This is a genomic window from Bacillus sp. CHD6a (genome assembly GCF_001293645.1).
In the GTDB taxonomy this organism is placed as follows: Bacteria; Bacillota; Bacilli; order Bacillales; family Bacillaceae_I; genus Sutcliffiella_A.
In genome coordinates this window covers 115,091-133,034 of record NZ_LBMD01000003.1, presented here as the reverse complement: position 1 = coordinate 133,034, position 17,944 = coordinate 115,091, and the positions used below count along the sequence as shown (strand labels likewise).

General features: G+C 40.7%; 13 protein-coding genes. 8 read left to right on the top strand and 5 right to left on the bottom strand.

Annotated elements, in window-relative coordinates; genetic code table 11:
- Nucleotides 1–103: 103 nt before the first annotated feature.
- Nucleotides 104–1,027 (top strand): DMT family transporter, encoded by a 924-nt coding sequence (locus tag AAV98_RS05240; RefSeq protein ID WP_060664518.1) that lies wholly within the window; start codon nucleotides 104–106, stop codon nucleotides 1,025–1,027.
- 76 nt (nucleotides 1,028–1,103) lie between these two features.
- On the opposite strand, the gene AAV98_RS05235 is transcribed toward AAV98_RS05240, so the two are convergent.
- Both AAV98_RS05235 and AAV98_RS05230 read right to left on the bottom strand, forming a co-directional pair.
- Entirely contained in the window at nucleotides 1,104–3,926 is a 2,823-nt protein-coding gene (locus tag AAV98_RS05235; RefSeq protein ID WP_060664517.1) for a leucine-rich repeat domain-containing protein, read from the bottom strand.
- A 283-nt stretch (nucleotides 3,927–4,209) separates the two neighbouring features.
- Nucleotides 4,210–4,743 (bottom strand): competence protein ComK, encoded by a 534-nt coding sequence (locus AAV98_RS05230; RefSeq protein WP_060664516.1) that lies wholly within the window; start codon nucleotides 4,741–4,743, stop codon nucleotides 4,210–4,212.
- 309 nt (nucleotides 4,744–5,052) lie between these two features.
- On the opposite strand from AAV98_RS05230, the gene AAV98_RS05225 reads away from it, so the two are divergent.
- Nucleotides 5,053–5,550: a VanZ family protein gene (locus AAV98_RS05225; RefSeq protein WP_060664515.1), complete on the top strand. Its 498-nt coding sequence runs from the start codon at nucleotides 5,053–5,055 to the stop codon at nucleotides 5,548–5,550.
- 132 nt (nucleotides 5,551–5,682) lie between these two features.
- On the opposite strand, the gene AAV98_RS05220 is transcribed toward AAV98_RS05225, so the two are convergent.
- Complete coding sequence (locus tag AAV98_RS05220) at nucleotides 5,683–7,311, bottom strand: diguanylate cyclase domain-containing protein (protein ID WP_060664514.1); 1,629 nt, start codon at nucleotides 7,309–7,311, stop codon at nucleotides 5,683–5,685.
- Between the two features lie 346 nt (nucleotides 7,312–7,657).
- On the opposite strand from AAV98_RS05220, the gene AAV98_RS05215 reads away from it, so the two are divergent.
- The 6 genes from AAV98_RS05215 to AAV98_RS05190 all read left to right on the top strand — a co-directional run bounded on the left by AAV98_RS05215 (nucleotide 7,658) and on the right by AAV98_RS05190 (nucleotide 15,404).
- Nucleotides 7,658–8,569 carry a carbohydrate ABC transporter permease gene (locus AAV98_RS05215; RefSeq protein WP_156317649.1) on the top strand — a complete coding sequence of 304 codons (912 nt, stop codon included), beginning with the start codon at nucleotides 7,658–7,660 and terminating at the stop codon, nucleotides 8,567–8,569.
- Complete coding sequence (locus tag AAV98_RS05210; protein WP_060664512.1) at nucleotides 8,569–9,396, top strand: carbohydrate ABC transporter permease; 828 nt, start codon at nucleotides 8,569–8,571, stop codon at nucleotides 9,394–9,396. The genes AAV98_RS05215 and AAV98_RS05210 overlap by 1 nt, the downstream gene beginning before the upstream one ends.
- 81 nt (nucleotides 9,397–9,477) lie before the next feature.
- Entirely contained in the window at nucleotides 9,478–10,755 is a 1,278-nt protein-coding gene (locus tag AAV98_RS05205; protein WP_060664511.1) for an ABC transporter substrate-binding protein, read from the top strand.
- A gap of 869 nt (nucleotides 10,756–11,624) precedes the next feature.
- Nucleotides 11,625–13,421 (top strand): sensor histidine kinase, encoded by a 1,797-nt coding sequence (locus tag AAV98_RS05200; protein ID WP_060664510.1) that lies wholly within the window; start codon nucleotides 11,625–11,627, stop codon nucleotides 13,419–13,421.
- On the top strand, nucleotides 13,399–14,169 hold the full coding sequence (locus tag AAV98_RS05195; RefSeq protein WP_060664509.1) for a response regulator transcription factor: 771 nt from the start codon (nucleotides 13,399–13,401) through the stop codon (nucleotides 14,167–14,169). The genes AAV98_RS05200 and AAV98_RS05195 overlap by 23 nt, the downstream gene beginning before the upstream one ends.
- Nucleotides 14,170–14,366: 197 nt before the next feature.
- Complete coding sequence (locus tag AAV98_RS05190; protein ID WP_060664508.1) at nucleotides 14,367–15,404, top strand: Gfo/Idh/MocA family protein; 1,038 nt, start codon at nucleotides 14,367–14,369, stop codon at nucleotides 15,402–15,404.
- A gap of 123 nt (nucleotides 15,405–15,527) precedes the next feature.
- Here AAV98_RS05190 and AAV98_RS05185 read toward each other — a convergent pair whose 3' ends face one another.
- Both AAV98_RS05185 and AAV98_RS05180 read right to left on the bottom strand, forming a co-directional pair.
- Nucleotides 15,528–16,898 carry a general stress protein gene (locus AAV98_RS05185; RefSeq protein ID WP_060664507.1) on the bottom strand — a complete coding sequence of 457 codons (1,371 nt, stop codon included), beginning with the start codon at nucleotides 16,896–16,898 and terminating at the stop codon, nucleotides 15,528–15,530.
- 496 nt (nucleotides 16,899–17,394) lie between these two features.
- Nucleotides 17,395–17,925: a hypothetical protein gene (locus AAV98_RS05180; RefSeq protein WP_060664506.1), complete on the bottom strand. Its 531-nt coding sequence runs from the start codon at nucleotides 17,923–17,925 to the stop codon at nucleotides 17,395–17,397.
- Nucleotides 17,926–17,944: the final 19 nt, after the last annotated feature.

The window sequence follows — 17,944 nt, the reverse complement described above, 5'->3', positions numbered from 1 at the left end:
GTAAACGCGGGTTCACACTCTTTTTTTGCTTACAGAAATACCTTCATCCCTGACAACCTTTTATGGTACGATATGGGAAAACATAAAAGGAGTTAGCCCCACCATGCAAAACACCAAATACTATTTAGCGCTTTTCCTCATCATGATCTTCTGGGGCATGAACGTTCCTTTAGTAAAAATACTTGTGGAGAACTTGAGTCCGATTACTATGACGGGTTTCCGTGTCATGACAGCAGGCCTTACCGTTTTTATGATTCTAGCAACCTTCAAACTTATAAGGCTACCAACAAAAAGAGAAGCCCAATATATCTTGCTGGCTACTTTTCTAAATGTGGTCTGTCATCATTACTTTTTATCCCTTGGACTGAAAGGGACTACAGGCACTAATGCAGGGATCATTTTAGGAGCGGGTCCTATCTTAACTGCTTTGATTGCAACAGTTCTCATTAAAAAAGAGACAAATATCCTAAAATGGACCGGGTTCATCCTTGGCGGAGCTGGTGTTACAATTACCATCTTAGTTGGGAGCAATGGCATATCCGAAGTTAACATAGGAGATTTCTATGTTTTCCTGTCCATATTAACCCAAGCCTTCAGCTTCATCCTTATAAGTAAACTTGCTAAAACATTGGATCCTCGCCTGTTGACTGGGTACATGCTGGTCATTGGGGCAGGAATCCTATTGGTTATTGGTTTAATTACAGAACCAGGAGCGGTAAGGGAGTTTGCATTTCTACCGGGTGAGATATGGCTGGCATTCTTCACATCTGCCATTATTGCAACCGCTCTTGGTCATATGTCTTATAACTTTATCATCGGTAAAATTGGTCCGGCAGAAGCATCCATTTTTCTAAACTTTACTCCATTTTTTGCCCTAATCGGATCTGTCTTTTTGCTTGATGAAAAAGTAACCTATTTTCACATGATCGGTCTAGTGCTGATTGTGGCAGGTGTGTTATTGGGGTCAGGGGCTTTGGAAAGGCGACATACTGACTCAGTTAACCAATATCGGGGAATAGGAAGGTAATGGGTGTTTGATATAAAAAAACCGGACGAAGGATTAAATCCTCTGTCCGGCTGTTTTCAAACTATGAAAATGTACTTTAAGCTATCACTCGGCGTCTTGCAATCCAAACTCCAACAATACCAGCAACCAACATAACGAATCCAACTAAGATATAGTTCAATGTGTTTGTTGCAGTAACAGGTAGCTTATTACCTTTTTTCGTGTCGGAAGCTGGTTGTTTAACCTTAGGATTTTTATCTTTAACGTCCACTGGTTTCTCCACGACTGGTGGTGTGTTTTCTTCTTCTTTTTCCTCTTTATCTTCTTCTTCCTCTACAGGCTGTTCTTCAACTGATAGAGTAGAAGCGTCAATCTCGAAGTAATCCATTTCCCATCCATCAACATCCACCGGGATAATTGCAATGGTATATAAAGTGTCTGACATCAAATCAGTGAAAAGGAAAGAGGTATCATTGGTAATATCTACTATCTCTCCATCTAAAAGTACCTGATAGTGATCGACTTCATCTGCCCACTCGTAAGACCACTCAATTTCAATGGTACTGTCCGTAACATCTACTACGTCAATGGTAAGAGCAGATGGACCGTGGAATTCATCCTCGGTTAGATAAACGGTCACACCAAATTCTCTAAGTTGCTCTACAATCTCAAGTTCTGGGGAGCCTTCCTCAAATGTTAGTCCTTCCATTCCAAAAAGAGTTACTTCCCACAGGTATTCAAGTTCCAGAAGAACGCTGATATCTGTAATGTTGGTTTCATGCAAGTACAGCATCTCCAAATCTGCCAACCCACTTAAGCCTGAGATATCAGAGATTGGGGTTACTGACAGATCAAGATAACTAATATATAAATCTTTCAATGGACTGATATCTGTAATAAGATTATCCGATAAATTTAGGGAGTTTAAAGACTCCATGCCTTTTAAAGGAGAAAGGTCTTTTATTTCATTTCCGCTAATATCAAGATCAAACAAGTTCACTGCATGTTCTATTCCATCCAGCTTTTTTATACCCATCCAAGATGCATATAGGTATTCCAAGCGTTCCATATCAGACTGATAAATATCACGTTCAAGTTCTTGGAGACCTAGCTGATAACGGATGGCTTCGTTTAAGCCACTGTCAGGAATAGTAACAGTATCACCCGTTGGAGATGCAAGAGTCTGTGCAATATCAAAACTATCATGAAGAAGAGTAGTTCCATCTTCATCATACATCTCTACTTTAATGTTGTAGTCTTTTGACGGTTCAAGTCCCAAAATGGTCGTTTCATTCATGTTTGTTTCTTCATAAAGTACATCATTTACATACACTTTATAAAGGTATTCTTTCTCATAATCTTCTTCGTTCTCTGTGTAGTACCACCAGCCAAGAGAAATGCTCTGTTCCGTTGTATTGTAGAATTCCAATTCTAGAGGTTCGAAGTATTCCTCTTCTAGAACATCTACATAAACTCCGGCGTCAGCCCAAACATTAAGGAGATCCCAAACAGGTGATTCTGGAGAAAAATCAATGTTAGTATCTGCTAATGTTACAAATGTAAGGTTATTCAAGTTCGCTAATGCTGAGATATCGGAGATTTGTGTATGATGCAAAGCTAAAACTTCAAGGTTCGTTAATCCAGCCAAAGCATCAATTTTCGTTATAGGGTTGTTCCCTAAACCAAGAATGGATAGATTGGTCAAATTGCTCAGAGGATTAACATTTGTCAGATTGTTTTCTTCCACATCCAACATATAAAGCTTTTTCAATCCTGCAAGAGGAGAGAGGTCTTCAATGCTGTTTTCGTAAAGGAATAAGAACTCTAAATTGACTGCTTTTTCAAGCCCTATAATACTTGTAAGACCAAGAGAGCTTGCATAAAGCATGGTTAAGTGTTGCATATCACTTTCGCGGATCTCCCTGTCTAAGTTCATCTGTGTTTGAATGGCAACTCCGAGGTTTGCATCGTCAAACTCAACCACTTCACCCGATGGAGAAGGAAGTGTATTTATTTGTAAAGTTTCTTCTAATAACAAATTACCGTTTTTATCTAATGCTTTCACCTTTACTTCATATAGCGTATTAGGTGTTAAATTTGTAAACTCGTAATCTGTTAGTCTAGGGCTGCCTGAAGTGATTAAAGTATTGTTGAGGTAAAGCTCGTACTTGGAAATTCTTCCAATACTTCTATCTACATGACCAAACCACATCATAGCAAAAGAATGCTCATTGACGAACATTTTTTCAAGATAAAGATAAGATTCCTCTTCTTCACCAATCAAGCTGTTCTTTAAAAAGTTCTCTTTTTCTGAAGGGACAAAGTTGACTTCAGCACCTTCTACCTCTTCTATGGTAGATTCGGTGTTTTCCTCTTCCTCAGTAGAAGGTAAGGGGTCTTCTGAAGTAACAGACTCTTCTTCACTTGAAACAGTTTCTACTTCTTCGTTAACGGCTTCGCTTCCTTCTTCTGTTTTTACATTAGGGTCTGAAGAGACAGATTCTTCTGAAGCGGTTGTAGTTTCCATCAAATCCACTACCATTTTATTGCTTTGCAAAGCTTGTCCATTCAAGTTCCATACGACACCATACTCGATAGCTGTTGGGTTATCTATCTTGTCTGTATATGTATAAACTCTTGTGAATTCTGTAGCCTGATTCACTAATTCTTCAGGGGCTACTTCCACTACATCACCATTTTTTACTACAATAAAGCTTTGTTCGTCACTGCCTGATAAAGGATTCACGCTAGTAGTCTCCCAAACTAAAACATTTCCATTCTCAGATGGCACTACTTCCCTTATTAATATTTTTGACGTTCCTTCTTCGGTTCCCTCCGAATAGGCATGTGCAGCAGGACTTACTAATGAAAGTATTAAGGTAAATACAACCAATACATTTAGCCAAAAACTCCTTTTCAACTAAAACAATCCCCCTTTTCAAAAATATAGAAATTTACCCAACAGGAAGATTATACTACCAAAGTTCGTTTTAGAGAATTACTTTTTTATGTAAATTTGTAGAAAAAATTGGATAAGTGTATAAAGAAGAAGAGTTGCTAAATGAGGAAGGAATATTACGCCGGATTTTCAAATAAAATTCATACAGATGAAAATCCGGCTCTCCTGTATATTAGTAACAGATTGGTGTAACCGTAATTCACGTTTTGGTTGCAGCAAGATCTTACTAATTCATGATGAAATGCTAGTCTTTTATTTTACGAGATTTTGATGAGCGCTTTACTTTCGGGTTTAACGAAAAATTGAACTGTTTGTTTGAACAGAAACGAGTTAAAACTACAGAAGCTTTTTTTACCTGTTCATAAATTGTGATGGCAGACACATTTAGAATCAAACGATCATGATTGTTAAATACAACTACACATCTCGTGGAGGATACGGCTTCAACATGTGACAAATGGTGAAGAAATAACCAGCAACATGCTTCCTGTTCAGGTGAATGTGAAGGAATGGCAATAATCCCTTCAGCCTGATCAATAAGAATAGGCGTCTTTTGAATATAATTGGTAAAATGAATGGTTGCAATCCGACGTCCATCATAAGTACTACTGTCATCTAAACAGCCGGTATGTAAAATATCCCTTGCGGTGTCATCAGTCATATAGTCCCCCTCGATATCCTTTATGTAGGTTTGATATTGTGGATGCCTATGTGCTTGCAATGCCATTGTCGAAAGACCAATCTGATATTGATAAATCACTTGAAGCTCTTTCCCCATCGGTTTCTAACCCCTCCCATACAATAAAATAAAGCGTTTACAAATACTATTATATATAAAGTGGTAAAAAATACCTAGTATTTTTAAAAGATAATTGTGATTTTTTGTAAAAAAATGTAGTTTACCTACAAAAAAAAGGAGACCTCAAAAATTCGTCAGGCTATTTCATGATGTTTTAACATGTTGTCTTGCAATGAAAGATTAGAATTTGTACCCCTAAAATATAAGAGTTCTAGACTGATGTAGTGTAGATATGCGTTGTGTTATACTAGATATATATATCTAGTGAAATTTTGAGGAAGTAGTGGAATGCAGTTGCAATTTCAGAAAAAAATGGTCGCGATATTATCTTGGGCACTTGTTATTAGTTGGATGGCATTAATTTTTTTCCTTTCTGCTCAGCATGCAGATCAGTCAGCGGACTTAAGCGGGGGAATTACAGAGCTAGTAAACAAAGTAGTGGAACAAGTCGCCCCTGAAGCAGAACTTCACATAGATGAGATTAGTTTTTTCGTTAGAAAGAACGCGCACTTTTTTGCTTATATGCTGCTTGTGATGCTCACATTGAATGCAGTTAGAAGAAGTGGGGGACATGGCTGGTTGAGCATAGGACTGGCATTTGTCATTACGGTCCTTTACGCCATTTCTGACGAAGTTCATCAGTTATATGTTCCCGGCAGAAGCGGACAGGTGAGCGATGTGGTATTGGATAGCACGGGTGCTGTCGTGGGAATTGCCCTGTATTTGGTGATAAGCCACAGGAACGATAGAAAACAAAAGGTCAAAAATAGAGACAGAGAAAACTAATGCTGCCTAAAACTAAAAGCCAAAAAGAGGAAGAGGGAACCCTAACTCTTTTTGGCTTTTTATTGGGTTTGCTTTAGTGCTTTAATTGATTGAGGGTCAGACCCCTCTTTACTTCTTTATTTCTCCACCGTGCTAAACCAGGGATAGGCGGTAGCCGTTACGGCCGCCGTTTTTGACAGCGTAGAGGGCTTGGTCGGCTTTGCGCAAGAGTTGTTTGACAGTGGATCCATTGGCTGGGTAGGTGGAAATTCCGATGGACGATGTAGCTTCTATCAGATGACCTTGAAGAGTGTATGGACTTCCTAAGATTCCTAAGATCCTATCTGCTATTTTTTCTACCTGTGTTAAATTTTCCATGTCGTGAAGAACGATGACAAATTCGTCACCGCCTAAGCGAGCAACAATATCGCCCTCTCTTACACATCTTTCCAAGCGTTTGGAGAAATGTATAAGCAATTCGTCCCCAACCTCATGTCCATATGTATCGTTTACTTCTTTCAAATGGTCACAATCCAAGAAAAACACAGCAAGCATACTTTCAGCTTGGGCCGCACCAATAAGTGATTCTTCTAGCTTTTCTTCTAACAACCTTCTGTTGGGTAGCTCTGTCAGGCTATCATGATACGCTTGAAAGGTAAGCTGTTCTTGTAGTTTTTCTCTTTCTTTTTCAATGCATCTTTTTTCCGTGATGTCTTGGGCAATGATATACGTACCCTTTAGAACTCCTTTTACTATGATAGGAACATTTGTGACAGACAAGCATAATTCACGGCCCTTAGAATCAGGGAAAAGCAACTCATAGTTTGTAACCTCGCCACACTTTGTCTTGTTGAAGTCTAAATCCGGAACAACCTTTTTGGCATACTCCACAATATTAAACCCAATAATGACTTCTCTTGGAAAACCTGAAATGTTCACACAAGCTTCATTAATATTCTCAATGATCCCATCTTCATTTACCATACATACAGCATTTTTATGATAGGAAAATAATGATTTATAGGCATCGTTGCTTTCTTCTAATTTTTCTTCAAGTTCTTTTAGATGCTGTATATTACGATAAATCATGGAAATGGCAACGACTTTGTTTTCCTCATTCAAAATGGGCGAATAGCTGACAGAAGTATGAATGGACTTTCCTTCTTTTGTTAGCCGGACAGTTTCTTGAGAAGGAACGGACTGTCCTCGCTTTATAAGAGCCAACGTTTCCATTGTTTTTGGTTTTAATTCTTTTGGTGTAATGGGAAATGATTCCCACGATTGACCTATTAGTTCAGAAGCACTCCATCCAAATTGTTGGACAAATGCTCCATTAATTTTCAGAACTGCGTCCTCCATGTCGATGACAAGCATCGCATCCACGGTGTTTGCTACCAACGATTCCAGAAAGATATAATCTTCCGCTTTCTTTTTTAAGGCACTTATATCTTTCGTAATCGCCAGCACAAATGTTTTTCCATCTTCCTCTATATATGTCAGGCTTGTTTCAGATGCGGGAAGATCGCTTACAAATAAATTCAAATCTGAGTAGGTTACAGTCTGCTGTGATTGAATGCACTTTGTATAATTTTCGTCCAGTAAGGTAAAAACGGATGGAGGAAGAACATCTACTAACTTTTTTCCCACCATACCAATTGCAAGCTTCTGTTGCGCAGATGGATTTACACTTGTGTACCATAATTCGTTATCTTTCCACTCCACCAAGAAGACCATATCTTCCATTTGGTCAAAAAACAATGAAAACTGCTGTCTAATAGTCATCGTACTCCTACTTTTCCAATAAATAAATTTAAATAGCATATTTCTTCCATTATATCAGAATATTCAATGAAACATTAGAAATTGTAAATTAATATTAGTTTAATATTAAAAATAAAATAAGGGGTCAGACCCCAGAAGGTATTTCCTTCCCTCTGTCGAAACCCCACTTCTCCTTTTCGCCATCTATCAATCTAGTACCCCTATGTTGTCAATTGAGTGACCCTGAAATGGTATGGAAGCGTTTTATAATGTAGGAAAGCGTTTACAAATAGGCGGTGAGTGAGTAAAGATGGAGACTAAAATTGAACCGAAAATGGATCCTGTTGTGCCGAATAGTTCAGGCAGGATGAAGTTGCATGATGTGAAGGGCGATCCGAAAAGGAAAGTCAAGCTAAAGAGCATATTAACGTACTCGGCTTTTGTGGGACCAGCACTTGTTTTTTTCTTTGTCATTCAAATCATCCCGTTTCTGATGGGAATCTATTATTCTTTTACGTCCTGGAATGGTGTCAGTTCCGCGATTGAGTGGGTGGGACTAGAAAACTATAAGCGGATCTTCACCAACGATGAAGTGTTTTTTAACTCTTTTATGTTCACGACAAAATTTATGTTTGCAGCAGTTATCATTAGTAATTTAATAGGTTTCGGCCTTGCGCTGTTATTGAATGCAGCATTGAAAACGAAAAATATCCTAAGAACCGTCTTTTTCATCCCAAATGTCATCGGGGGACTATTGCTCGGTTTCATCTGGCAGTTCATTTTTGTCAGAGGATTTGCATCGGTTGGAGAACTTACGGGACTTTCTTTTTTCAAGCTTCCTTGGCTTGGAGATGAAACAACAGCATTTTGGGGAATTGTCATCGTATTTGCTTGGCAAATCAGCGGTTACATGATGATTATTTACATCGCAGCCCTTCAAGGGGTGGACAATTCCTTATTGGAAGCAGCTAGAATTGATGGGGCTAACAACTTCACCCTTATCACCAAAATTATTATTCCATTAATTTTACCGGCCTTCACGATCTGTTTCTTTCTGACAATCGCGATGGCATTCAAAATATTCGACCTGAACCTGAGTTTAACAGGTGGTGGACCATTCAACTCTACGCAGTCAGTGGCCATCAACATTTATCAAGAAGCGTTCCAAAATAACCGTTATGGCCTTGGAACGGCAAAAGCAATCATCTTCTTTGTAGTCGTGGCTATCTTTACGACATTCCAAGTAATGGCAACAAAGAAAAGGGAGGTTGAGGCATAATGGATCAAAAGTATACGAAAAGAACCTTTGTGCTTGAAATTATAGGAATTCTTCTGGCAATCCTATTCCTCATTCCCTTTTACTTTGTCATCATAAACTCAGTGAAAAGCTTTAGTGAAATATTGATTGACGCGGCAGCATTGCCGACAGAAATCCTTTTCAGCAACTATGCAAAAGTGTGGGAAATCATCCAATTCCCACGCGCTTTCTGGAACTCGCTTATTATTACAGTTCTAAGTAACATTGGAATTGTCGTCATAAGTTCCATGGCTGCATGGAAAATGGTCCGCACTCCCGGAAAGTTTAGTAAAATATTATTTGTCATCATCGTTTCCGCGATGGTCATTCCGTTCCAAACGGTCATGATTCCATTGATGAAACTAGGTGGCGCGCTTAACCTTATCAACAGCATCCCTGGAATCGTCGTTATGTACTTCGGTTTCGGCGTACCGCTCTCACTTTTCCTCTACCACGGATTTGTGAAAACAGTGCCGGTGGAAATTGAGGAAGCAGCACGAATTGATGGTTGCAGTCAGTTTGGGGTGTTTTGGAGAATAGTATTCCCACTCCTCAAACCCATTACGGTCACAGTGGTTATCTTAAACACGCTTTGGATTTGGAACGATTATCTGTTGCCGCTACTTGTTCTGCAGACAGCGGAGCTTAGAACCATTCCACTTGCAACAAGTTCGTTCTTTGCGCAGTACACGAAGCAATGGGATATGGGGCTTGCAGCATTAATGCTGGGGATCGCGCCAATCATCATTTTCTTCTTATTTTTACAAAGGCATATCATCAAGGGGATTGCCGCAGGTTCTGTTAAGTAGACTTAGCATGGGCCGCAACCTTACTGTGGCCTTTGCCAAGTTACTATAAAATTTTTCATTTAAATCAAGGGGGGCAATTTAATGAAACGCTTAGTACTTCTTTTATTATCGTTGTCGTTAGTGGTTGGAATCTTTGCAGGTTGTTCTAGCGATAATTCTTCAAGCAACAGTGACAACAACTCCGGGGATGGAGATCAAGTTACACTGAATCTTTTCCAATTTAAAGTGGAAATCGCTGACCAGTTAGCGGAAATGATTAAAGAATTTGAAGCAGAACATCCGAACATCAAAGTAAAATTAGAAACAGTTGGTGGAGGAGCAGATTACGGTGCAGCACTTAAAGCAAAATTTGCTTCTGGTGAACAGCCGGACATCTTCAACAACGGTGGATTCAAAGAGCTTGAGCTTTGGAAAGAGCATTTAGCAGATCTATCTGAAGAGCCATGGGCAGAGCACGTTCTACCAATCGGTAAAGTACCAATGACAGATCCAGAAGACGGCAAGCTGTACGGAATGCCGGTTAACCTTGAAGGATACGGGTTCATCTACAACAAAGACTTGTTTGAGGAAGCTGGAATCACAGAACCTCCTACAAATATTACAGAATTGAAAGCGGCTGCTGAAAAATTAGAAGCAGCAGGCATCACTCCTTTCTCTGCTGGTTATGCAGAATGGTGGGTAATCGGGCAACATCTACTTAACATTCCATTTGCACAACAAGAAGATCCAGAAGCGTTCATCGCCGGCCTATACGACGGATCAGAGAAAATTGTAGGTAACAAGCATTTTAAAGAATTCAAAGAAGTTCTTGACGCTGAAATCAAATTTGGTAACGACAATCCATTAACAACAGACTACAACACACAAGTTACGCAATTTGCTAGTGGTCAAACGGCAATGCTTCAACAAGGTAACTGGACGGAAAACATGATCTATGAAGTAGATCCAGACATGAACATGGGCTTCCTACCAATTCCAATCAACGATGATGCAAGTGCAGACAGCCTACCTGTTGGCGTTCCAAACAACTGGGCTATCAACAAAAACTCTGAAAATATCGAAGAGGCAAAAACATTCTTAAACTGGATGGTATCCTCTGAAACTGGTAAACGCTTCATCACAGAAGAGTTCGCCTTCATTCCGGCATTCGATAACATCGAGCCAGCTGGACTTGGTGATCTTGGTCAATCTATCCTTGAGTACTCTACTGCGGAAAAAACGGTTCCTTGGACTTGGTTCATGTGGCCGGATGGAGCAAACAAAGAGTTTGCAGCAACTATCCAAGAATACGCTGCTGGAAGAATCGACTACGACACCGTTCTTGAGCGCTTCCAAACTACTTGGGATAACCTAAAATAATCACTATTTTCGAAAAGCATGTCTCATAGCAGGCATGCTTTTCTGGTATAATTAAAAGAAAGATATTGTACGTAAAATAGGTTTGAATTTACTCTGAACTGTTGATTTCTGTTCCAAGCGCCTATCAATAGGCCAGAAAAGTAGATGAATTAAGGTAAGGTTGCTGATTAGACATCGCTGTTGATTTCCGCAAATGGCTTCGCTTTCCTAGGGGCGGTGCTTGAGCCTCCTCGCTCCGCTGCGGGGTCTCAAGCTACCGATGTCTCCCTCAGGAGTCTTCGCCCTTTGCTCCAATCAACAGCTAAAGATTACTAGATACATAAAATTTATATTTTTCGGTAGCTAGTCTGCGGGGTCTCCCTTATCCCTTACTTCCGCAAAAATCTGCGCGCCATCCACTCTAATTACGTAGTTTTTGAATTTTTATAGAAAAGAAAAGAAGACCTTTTATTACCATAGGTTTCCCTTGTTGACTGAAGTGCAAGGTGTGAGACTCCAGAGGGGGAGTAACGGTAGATTGAGACCCCGCAACGAAGGAGGCCACTGAAAAACTTATAAAGTAAAGTTTATTACGATTCGTAGCTGGTGATTGGAGCAAAAGGCGAAGACTCCATAGGGAGATAGTGCTAGGTGGAGACCCCGCAGGCGAAGACGAGGAGGCTCCAGCAGCGCCCCTAGGAAAACGAAGCCATTTGCGGAAATCAACAGCGGTGTTTAAATACATTCTAAAATCAAAGAGTTACTCAGTGGTCTCCAACGAAGTGAGGAGGCTCAAGCACCGTCCCGCGGAAAGCGAATACCTGAAACGAAAGGAAACAAGGAGTATAGGAGTATCATAAAAATGTAAGCGCTTCGGAGGTGATGGATCCATGTTTAAAAAAAGCATACGCAACAAACTGATCGCACTCCTTTTAATCATTACGATCCTCCCATTCGGAACGTCGATCATCATTACATACTACCAAACAAAAGAAGCATTCAAAGACCTGGTCGTCCAAGAAAACAGCAACCTTCTCTACCAAGGGAAAATAAATCTCGAAAACTATTTGGAAGAGCTCAACAATCTCACCCTATCACTTTACAACAATCCTGATTTCATCAACTACATGCGGACACCAGACAATGAAGCGAACTATTTAACGATAGGAATTGTCAGAAACGTACTGCAGACCATTCTATACGCAGAAGAAAACATCACGAGGGTGCAGATCTCTTTTGCAGAGGAAAATAGGGGGATCACCGCCTCCAAACGGTCCACGGTCGTTTTCTCTGACCGCATCTCCAATGCCTACGAAGACGCATATAAACGCGCTCAAATCAGTCCGTACAACTATAATATTGACACCACCCAGCTTCAAGAGGGGCGAAATGTTTTGTATGTTCACCGTGCCTTGACGAATGTACCTTCTGATAAGGTGCTAGCTTATATTACCCTTGAAGTGGGCACGGAAAAAATTCTGGAGTTAAGTGAGAACCTTTACAACAAGGAAAAAGAAGAGTTATTCATCCTCTCTGCAACAGGAGAGTTGATCTATAGCTCGAACCCAATGGTCGCCTCCAAAAAGGAAGAGCAACGATGGATTCCAGAGATTATGAAATCAGAATCAACGCAGGGAACGATGGAATGGGACAATGGGCAATTTCAAGGCGTCATGATGTATGACCAAACGGAGCTTGCAGAAGGTGGATGGATCTTGGTGAAGCGGGTCCCTTACACTACCCTTTATGACAATGCCTTCGTGGTAACGAAAATCAATATTCTTTTTGGTGTTATTGGGTTGTGCTTGGTCATTTTAGCATCGCTTATTGTTTCTTTTAAAATTACTTCCCCTATCAGAGTATTGCTCCAAAACATCCAGCAAGTAAAAGAGGGGAACATGAATGTGCAGTTCCCATCTCTAGGAAATGATGAGATTGGTATATTGGGATATCGTTTTAAGCAAATGATGGAACGAATTAACCTCTTAATCAACAGAGAATACAAGTTGGAGATTGAAAATAAAACCAATCAGTTAAAGGTGCTTCAATCACAGCTGAATCCGCATTTTTTATATAATGCCTTGCAATCAATTGGAACACTTGCCTTGAAAAATAAGGTCCCGCAGATCTACACCCTCCTGACCCACCTCTCAAAAATCATGAGATATGGGATGAACATGGAGGAGGACATGGTACCGTTAAAAAAAGAAATTAATTATGTAAAGGCATTTCTTTTGCTGCAAAAAGAACGTTTCGGCGAGCATTTCGAATATGAGATAGAAATGGAAGAGAACGCGCTGGACATAGAGGTACCCAAAATGATCCTCCAACCGATTATCGAGAACTATTTTAAACATGGATTTGATATTCGAGAAGGGGTTGGGAAGATTGATATTCATGGGAAGATAGCAAGCAATTATCTTTATCTCGCCATTTGGGATAACGGTGCCGGTGTGAGTGACAGCAGATTGACGGAAATTTATCGCTTGTTGAGAGAAGGGAAACCAGCTTCTGACGTAGAAGAAACTAATATAGGATTGAAGAATATTCATACACGCTTGCAGCTTTATTACAATAACTTAGCCTCGCTTCACTTAGAAAATCATCATAAAGGTGGTTTTATGGTGACATTGAAGCTTCCGCTAGAAGTTGGGGGTGAAAAAAATGAAAGCAATTATCGTGGATGATGAAAAGCATGTGCGAGATGGACTGCAGCTGTTGGCAAATTGGAAGGAAAACGGGATTGATACGATTTATGAAGCAGAGGATGGGGACGAGGCGATTTTGCTCATCAAGCAGCATCGCCCCGAAATTATCTTTACCGATATGGCCATGCCGAAAAAGGATGGAATCAGCCTGCTTAAATGGATTGCAGAATCAGATTTACCGAGCGTGACCATTGTGGTTAGCGGATATGATGATTACACATTCATGCGGAATGCTATTTATTATAAGAGTTTTGATTATATTTTAAAGCCGATTGATCCGGACCTGTTAAATGAGACGTTAGAACGGGCCGTGAAAAAGTGGAAAGAAGATGCTTTGGCCAAAAGGGCTTTGAGTTCTGCAAGCGATGTGGAAACGATTCCTGTCCGGAGCTTTGAAGCAGGTTCCATTTCAAGTATGGATAAAATTGAGGAATACCTAAGGGACAACTATCAACAGGATATCACCCTTCAGGAAATTGCCGATCGTTTTTACTTGAGCCGTGAGCATATTTCCCGCAAGTTCAAGCAAGAGTATCATGAAACCATTACGGATTATGTAACGCGAATCAGAATGGAGAAGGCGAAGGAATTACTGGTGAATCCTAAGTTAAAAATTTATGAGATTGCGTATCATATTGGTTATCAGAATGAGAAGTATTTTAGTAAGGTGTATAAGAAGTTTTTTGGTGTGACGCCAAATGAGTATAGAGGTAGTTTAGTCAAATAGGTGACACCGCTGTTGCTTTCCGCACTGGGCTTCGCTTTCCTGCGGGCGGTCCGGGAGCCTCCTCGGCAAGCCTGCGGGGTCTCCCCAGTCCCTTCCTCCCGCGGGAGTCTTCGCCCTGTGCTCCAAGCAACAGCTAGAGAATCCTTATGCATTACTATTTTTGAAAAATACATATAAATGATAAATGAGGTGTAGGTATGAGTAAGTTACGTATGGGGATTATTGGGGTTGGAGGTATTGCGCAGAACCGTCATATCCCGACGTTTTTAAAAATGGAAGAGAAAGTGACGATTACGGCAATCAGTGATGTGAATGAAGAGACGGCACAAATGGTAGGGCAGAAGTTTGGAATTAGCAATGTGTATGCCCACTATGCGGATATGTTTGAACATGTGGATGCAGTGACAATTTGTACACCAAACAAGTTTCATGCAGAAATAACCATTGCAGCTTTAGAAGCAGGTTTGCATGTGTTCTGTGAAAAACCGATGGCAATGCGCCCAGATGAATGTGAAGCTATGGTTGCTGCTGCTGAAAATTCAGGCAAGCAGCTTGCAATTGCCTACCATTACCGGTTTATGAAAGAATCGGTGGCAGCGAAACGTTTGGTGGATGCGGATGAAATGGGTCGACCGATTGTTGCAAGGGCTCGCGGTATGCGTCGACGTAAAGTGCCTGGATGGGGTGTGTTTACGAACAAGGAATTACAGGGAGGAGGTAGCTTAATTGACTATGGTTGCCACTTGTTGGATCTATCTTTGTGGTTGCTCGGAAACCCGAAGCCTGTGGAAGTGATGGGATCTGCCTATAATGAGTTAAGTAAAATTCCAGGGCAAGTGAACCAATGGGGCAGCTTTGATCATGAAACGTTTGAAGTGGACGATCACGTGACAGCTTACATAAAATTTGAAGGTGGAGCTTCCTTGCTGTTTGAAACCTCTTGGTCAGCGAATGTAAAAGGGGACGAAGAGAGTGTAAGTATATCCGGAATTAGTGGAGGGGTGGACCTGTTTCCATTCCACGTTAATCAGATGAAGCACGGCATGCTCTTAAATACAGAAGCCGACTGGGTGCCAGGCGAAGACGACCCAAGTCTCCCGCAAGCAGAAAACTTTGTAAACAGCTGCCTCGGTCTAGAAGAACTAATCGTCAAACCACAACAAGCCATGCAAGTCTCCCTCATCATCGACGCCATCTACCGCAGCAGCGAGACCGGCAAAAGTGTGAGTTTATAGTGGAAGAAGGGGGTTTCGACGTCGAAGGGGAAAATCCTTTGAGGGTCTGACCCCTTTTCGAAAAAAAATAAGCAGTCCAAGAATTCTACCGAATTCCCGGACTGCTTTTGCATTTTATTCTGGTTATCTTCTAAAAAGGTCGTTGTCTCGGTCGTCGGTAAAAAGGTTGTTGCGTTTTTGGGTCATTCTTTCTTTTTTGCGGTCGGAGAATGGACCTTCTGAGCTGTCTTCTTCAAATAGTGGGCCTTCATTTTGTTCATTGTAGCGTACATGTCCCTCTTGCATGTACGTTTCTTCGTCAATATGGACAGATGTCTCTTCTTCCGGAGTATAAATGTCACCAGGTTGTTCTGTTTCATAGTTTGTAGACTCATAACTATTTATCAATGGCTCGTCTTTTTCGATTTCCTTTAATGTATCTTCAAAAAGAATAGGGCCTTTATCTCCTGTTTCTCTTACTTGCTCATCAGTTCTACCTGCAGTCTCAGAATCTACAGGTCTCGTAGAATAACCTGCTCCTGTATCCCCAGAGCGAAAGAGTGGCTTTTTGTCCTGACTGCGACTCATATCCCCTGCTGTTTCTTCCAACTCCACACCCAGTGGGCCATTTGAAACAACGCGCTGGTCATAGACATCTTCCTCATATGGCTTTTCCATCGGGAACGGCTGTCCATGTTCATAGAGTAATGCTTTGTCCACGTCTTCCTCTGAACTATTTTCGGCATAACGCTTTCCGTTATTAGTTGCAGTAGGCTGCGCGCCGTCTAAATCATTCTCTAAATCTAACTCAGAATCCACCCCACTTCTTAGCGAAGTTGATTCGCTCGTCACACTTGCCTGGTCATGGAGCGCAATGACCTCTTCCCGAGCGTAATTCTTCTCGGTTTCAACAGGATTGCCGGTCAAGAGTTGCTCATCTAGTGGAATGCTTCCATCTATGTTGGAATCAGGCACTGGACGATTAATGGAGGTGCTTGATTCTGTTATTCTTTCGTTCTCTGAAACGACAGGTTCTTCCGCTGTTAACGATTCTGTATCAGGATCTACCTGTAAAGCGGTTTTTTCCCTCGCATATCTCTCCAATCGGCTCTCTGTGATAGCTTCCTGGCGCAATTTCTTGCTCGATATCGGTTCGGCAAGTACAAGCACCTTTCCAACTTTTACATCAAACTCATAACGATATGCTTCCTCTTTTGCAATGCCCATCTCCATCAATGTAATTGCAACGCTTTTATTTTCAGGAGTGAATAGGCTTTTTGGTGTGACGATGGAGCTGCTCGGATTGATGCTTGAATACTCATTAAGTTGAGCTTCTCGTTCATCGTGAGTACGAGTTAATGCCCCGTCACCAAATTGCTCTACCAGTCCACGGTTATCACGAATAATCCAGATTTCCTCCGGTTGGTAGCCCTCTGACTGCAGCCAATCAATTTTCGCAAGTGCATCCTCTTCCAGTAAATAAGAACCAATAACCTCTTTACGTTGCTCTACCATGCAACTTCCTCCTTATAGTGCTGTAATAAAGTTCTTATACCCAGAAGAATAAAAAGGGTAAACCAACCTGGAATATGATTCAAATTTATTGTGTGAAAACTGCACTTATTAGCAAGTTAAGTGATCCAACGAGAGTGATTTTTTTAAGAAGAAACCTTAAGGACGCGTTGGACGATATCCAGAAACAAAAAAGACCTGTATCCTAGGTCTTTTTTGTTTTACAAACATAGCTTTTTCAAAAGTTAATCCGAAACACAACCGCTGTACCCTATGGGAATCCTATGTTTTCATTTCTGCTTAAACCAACGTTTGTTTTAAAAAAGCTATTCTAAATTAGTGAATGCGCATAGAACAACACAAACATGCCATTTTCGACAACATCAATTAAATTTTCCTTGTATAACTTTTTCAAAAGTTAATCCGAAACACAACCGCTGTATCCCTTGGAAATCCTATAATTCCATTTCTGCTTGAACCAACGTTTGTTTAAAAATTACTATTCTCTTTTTTCTGGTTTTTGCTTGCCTGTGGGGAACGAAATGGCAGTAAGCGATCGGTCTTGAACCTCTACGCTTGCAATATGTTGGTTTGGGAGGGTGATGTGGTTCACCTCTATATAATACGTATAAGTTCCAGGAAGCGGAATGATGTCAGTCCAGGTAATTTTTGTAGTGTTGATAATTGTTTTTTCACAATCATTTTGTCCAAATTGATTAATTAATGCAAAACTTTCACTTGTTAACGGGATTGTCTCGCGCAGCAAAGAGAACTCGACAATAAAACTATATGCAGGATTGTTTTCCGTCAGGATAAAAGCTTCGATCATGGCATCTAACTTTATCACTTCATTTGGAAAATGGGTCCTCACCTTTAATTCAATAGCTTGTGTTGGCATGTCCGCTTCAATCGCCAACATTTCATCGCTCTGATTATAATAATACCTTGGTTCCATGCCCCTGGGTTGCACGTCACAATTACACGGCACCCTGCAGCCGCAACTTTTTCTCCATTCAAAATATAAGGACATTGAATAATGCCTCCTTTAG

What these genes read in the sequence shown, in the direction of transcription:
- AAV98_RS05205 (WP_060664511.1), top strand. Translation starts at nt 9,478, where the DNA reads ATGAAACGCTTAGTACTTCTTTTATTATCGTTGTCGTTAGTGGTTGGA.
- AAV98_RS05195 (WP_060664509.1), top strand. Translation starts at nt 13,399, where the DNA reads ATGAAAGCAATTATCGTGGATGATGAAAAGCATGTGCGAGATGGACTG.
- AAV98_RS05185 (WP_060664507.1), bottom strand. Translation starts at nt 16,898, where the DNA reads ATGGTAGAGCAACGTAAAGAGGTTATTGGTTCTTATTTACTGGAAGAG.
- AAV98_RS05225 (WP_060664515.1), top strand. Translation starts at nt 5,053, where the DNA reads ATGCAGTTGCAATTTCAGAAAAAAATGGTCGCGATATTATCTTGGGCA.
- AAV98_RS05200 (WP_060664510.1), top strand. Translation starts at nt 11,625, where the DNA reads ATGTTTAAAAAAAGCATACGCAACAAACTGATCGCACTCCTTTTAATC.
- AAV98_RS05180 (WP_060664506.1), bottom strand. Translation starts at nt 17,925, where the DNA reads ATGTCCTTATATTTTGAATGGAGAAAAAGTTGCGGCTGCAGGGTGCCG.
- AAV98_RS05215 (WP_156317649.1), top strand. Translation starts at nt 7,658, where the DNA reads ATGAAGTTGCATGATGTGAAGGGCGATCCGAAAAGGAAAGTCAAGCTA.
- AAV98_RS05210 (WP_060664512.1), top strand. Translation starts at nt 8,569, where the DNA reads ATGGATCAAAAGTATACGAAAAGAACCTTTGTGCTTGAAATTATAGGA.
- AAV98_RS05230 (WP_060664516.1), bottom strand. Translation starts at nt 4,743, where the DNA reads ATGGGGAAAGAGCTTCAAGTGATTTATCAATATCAGATTGGTCTTTCG.
- AAV98_RS05220 (WP_060664514.1), bottom strand. Translation starts at nt 7,311, where the DNA reads ATGACTATTAGACAGCAGTTTTCATTGTTTTTTGACCAAATGGAAGAT.
- AAV98_RS05190 (WP_060664508.1), top strand. Translation starts at nt 14,367, where the DNA reads ATGAGTAAGTTACGTATGGGGATTATTGGGGTTGGAGGTATTGCGCAG.
- AAV98_RS05240 (WP_060664518.1), top strand. Translation starts at nt 104, where the DNA reads ATGCAAAACACCAAATACTATTTAGCGCTTTTCCTCATCATGATCTTC.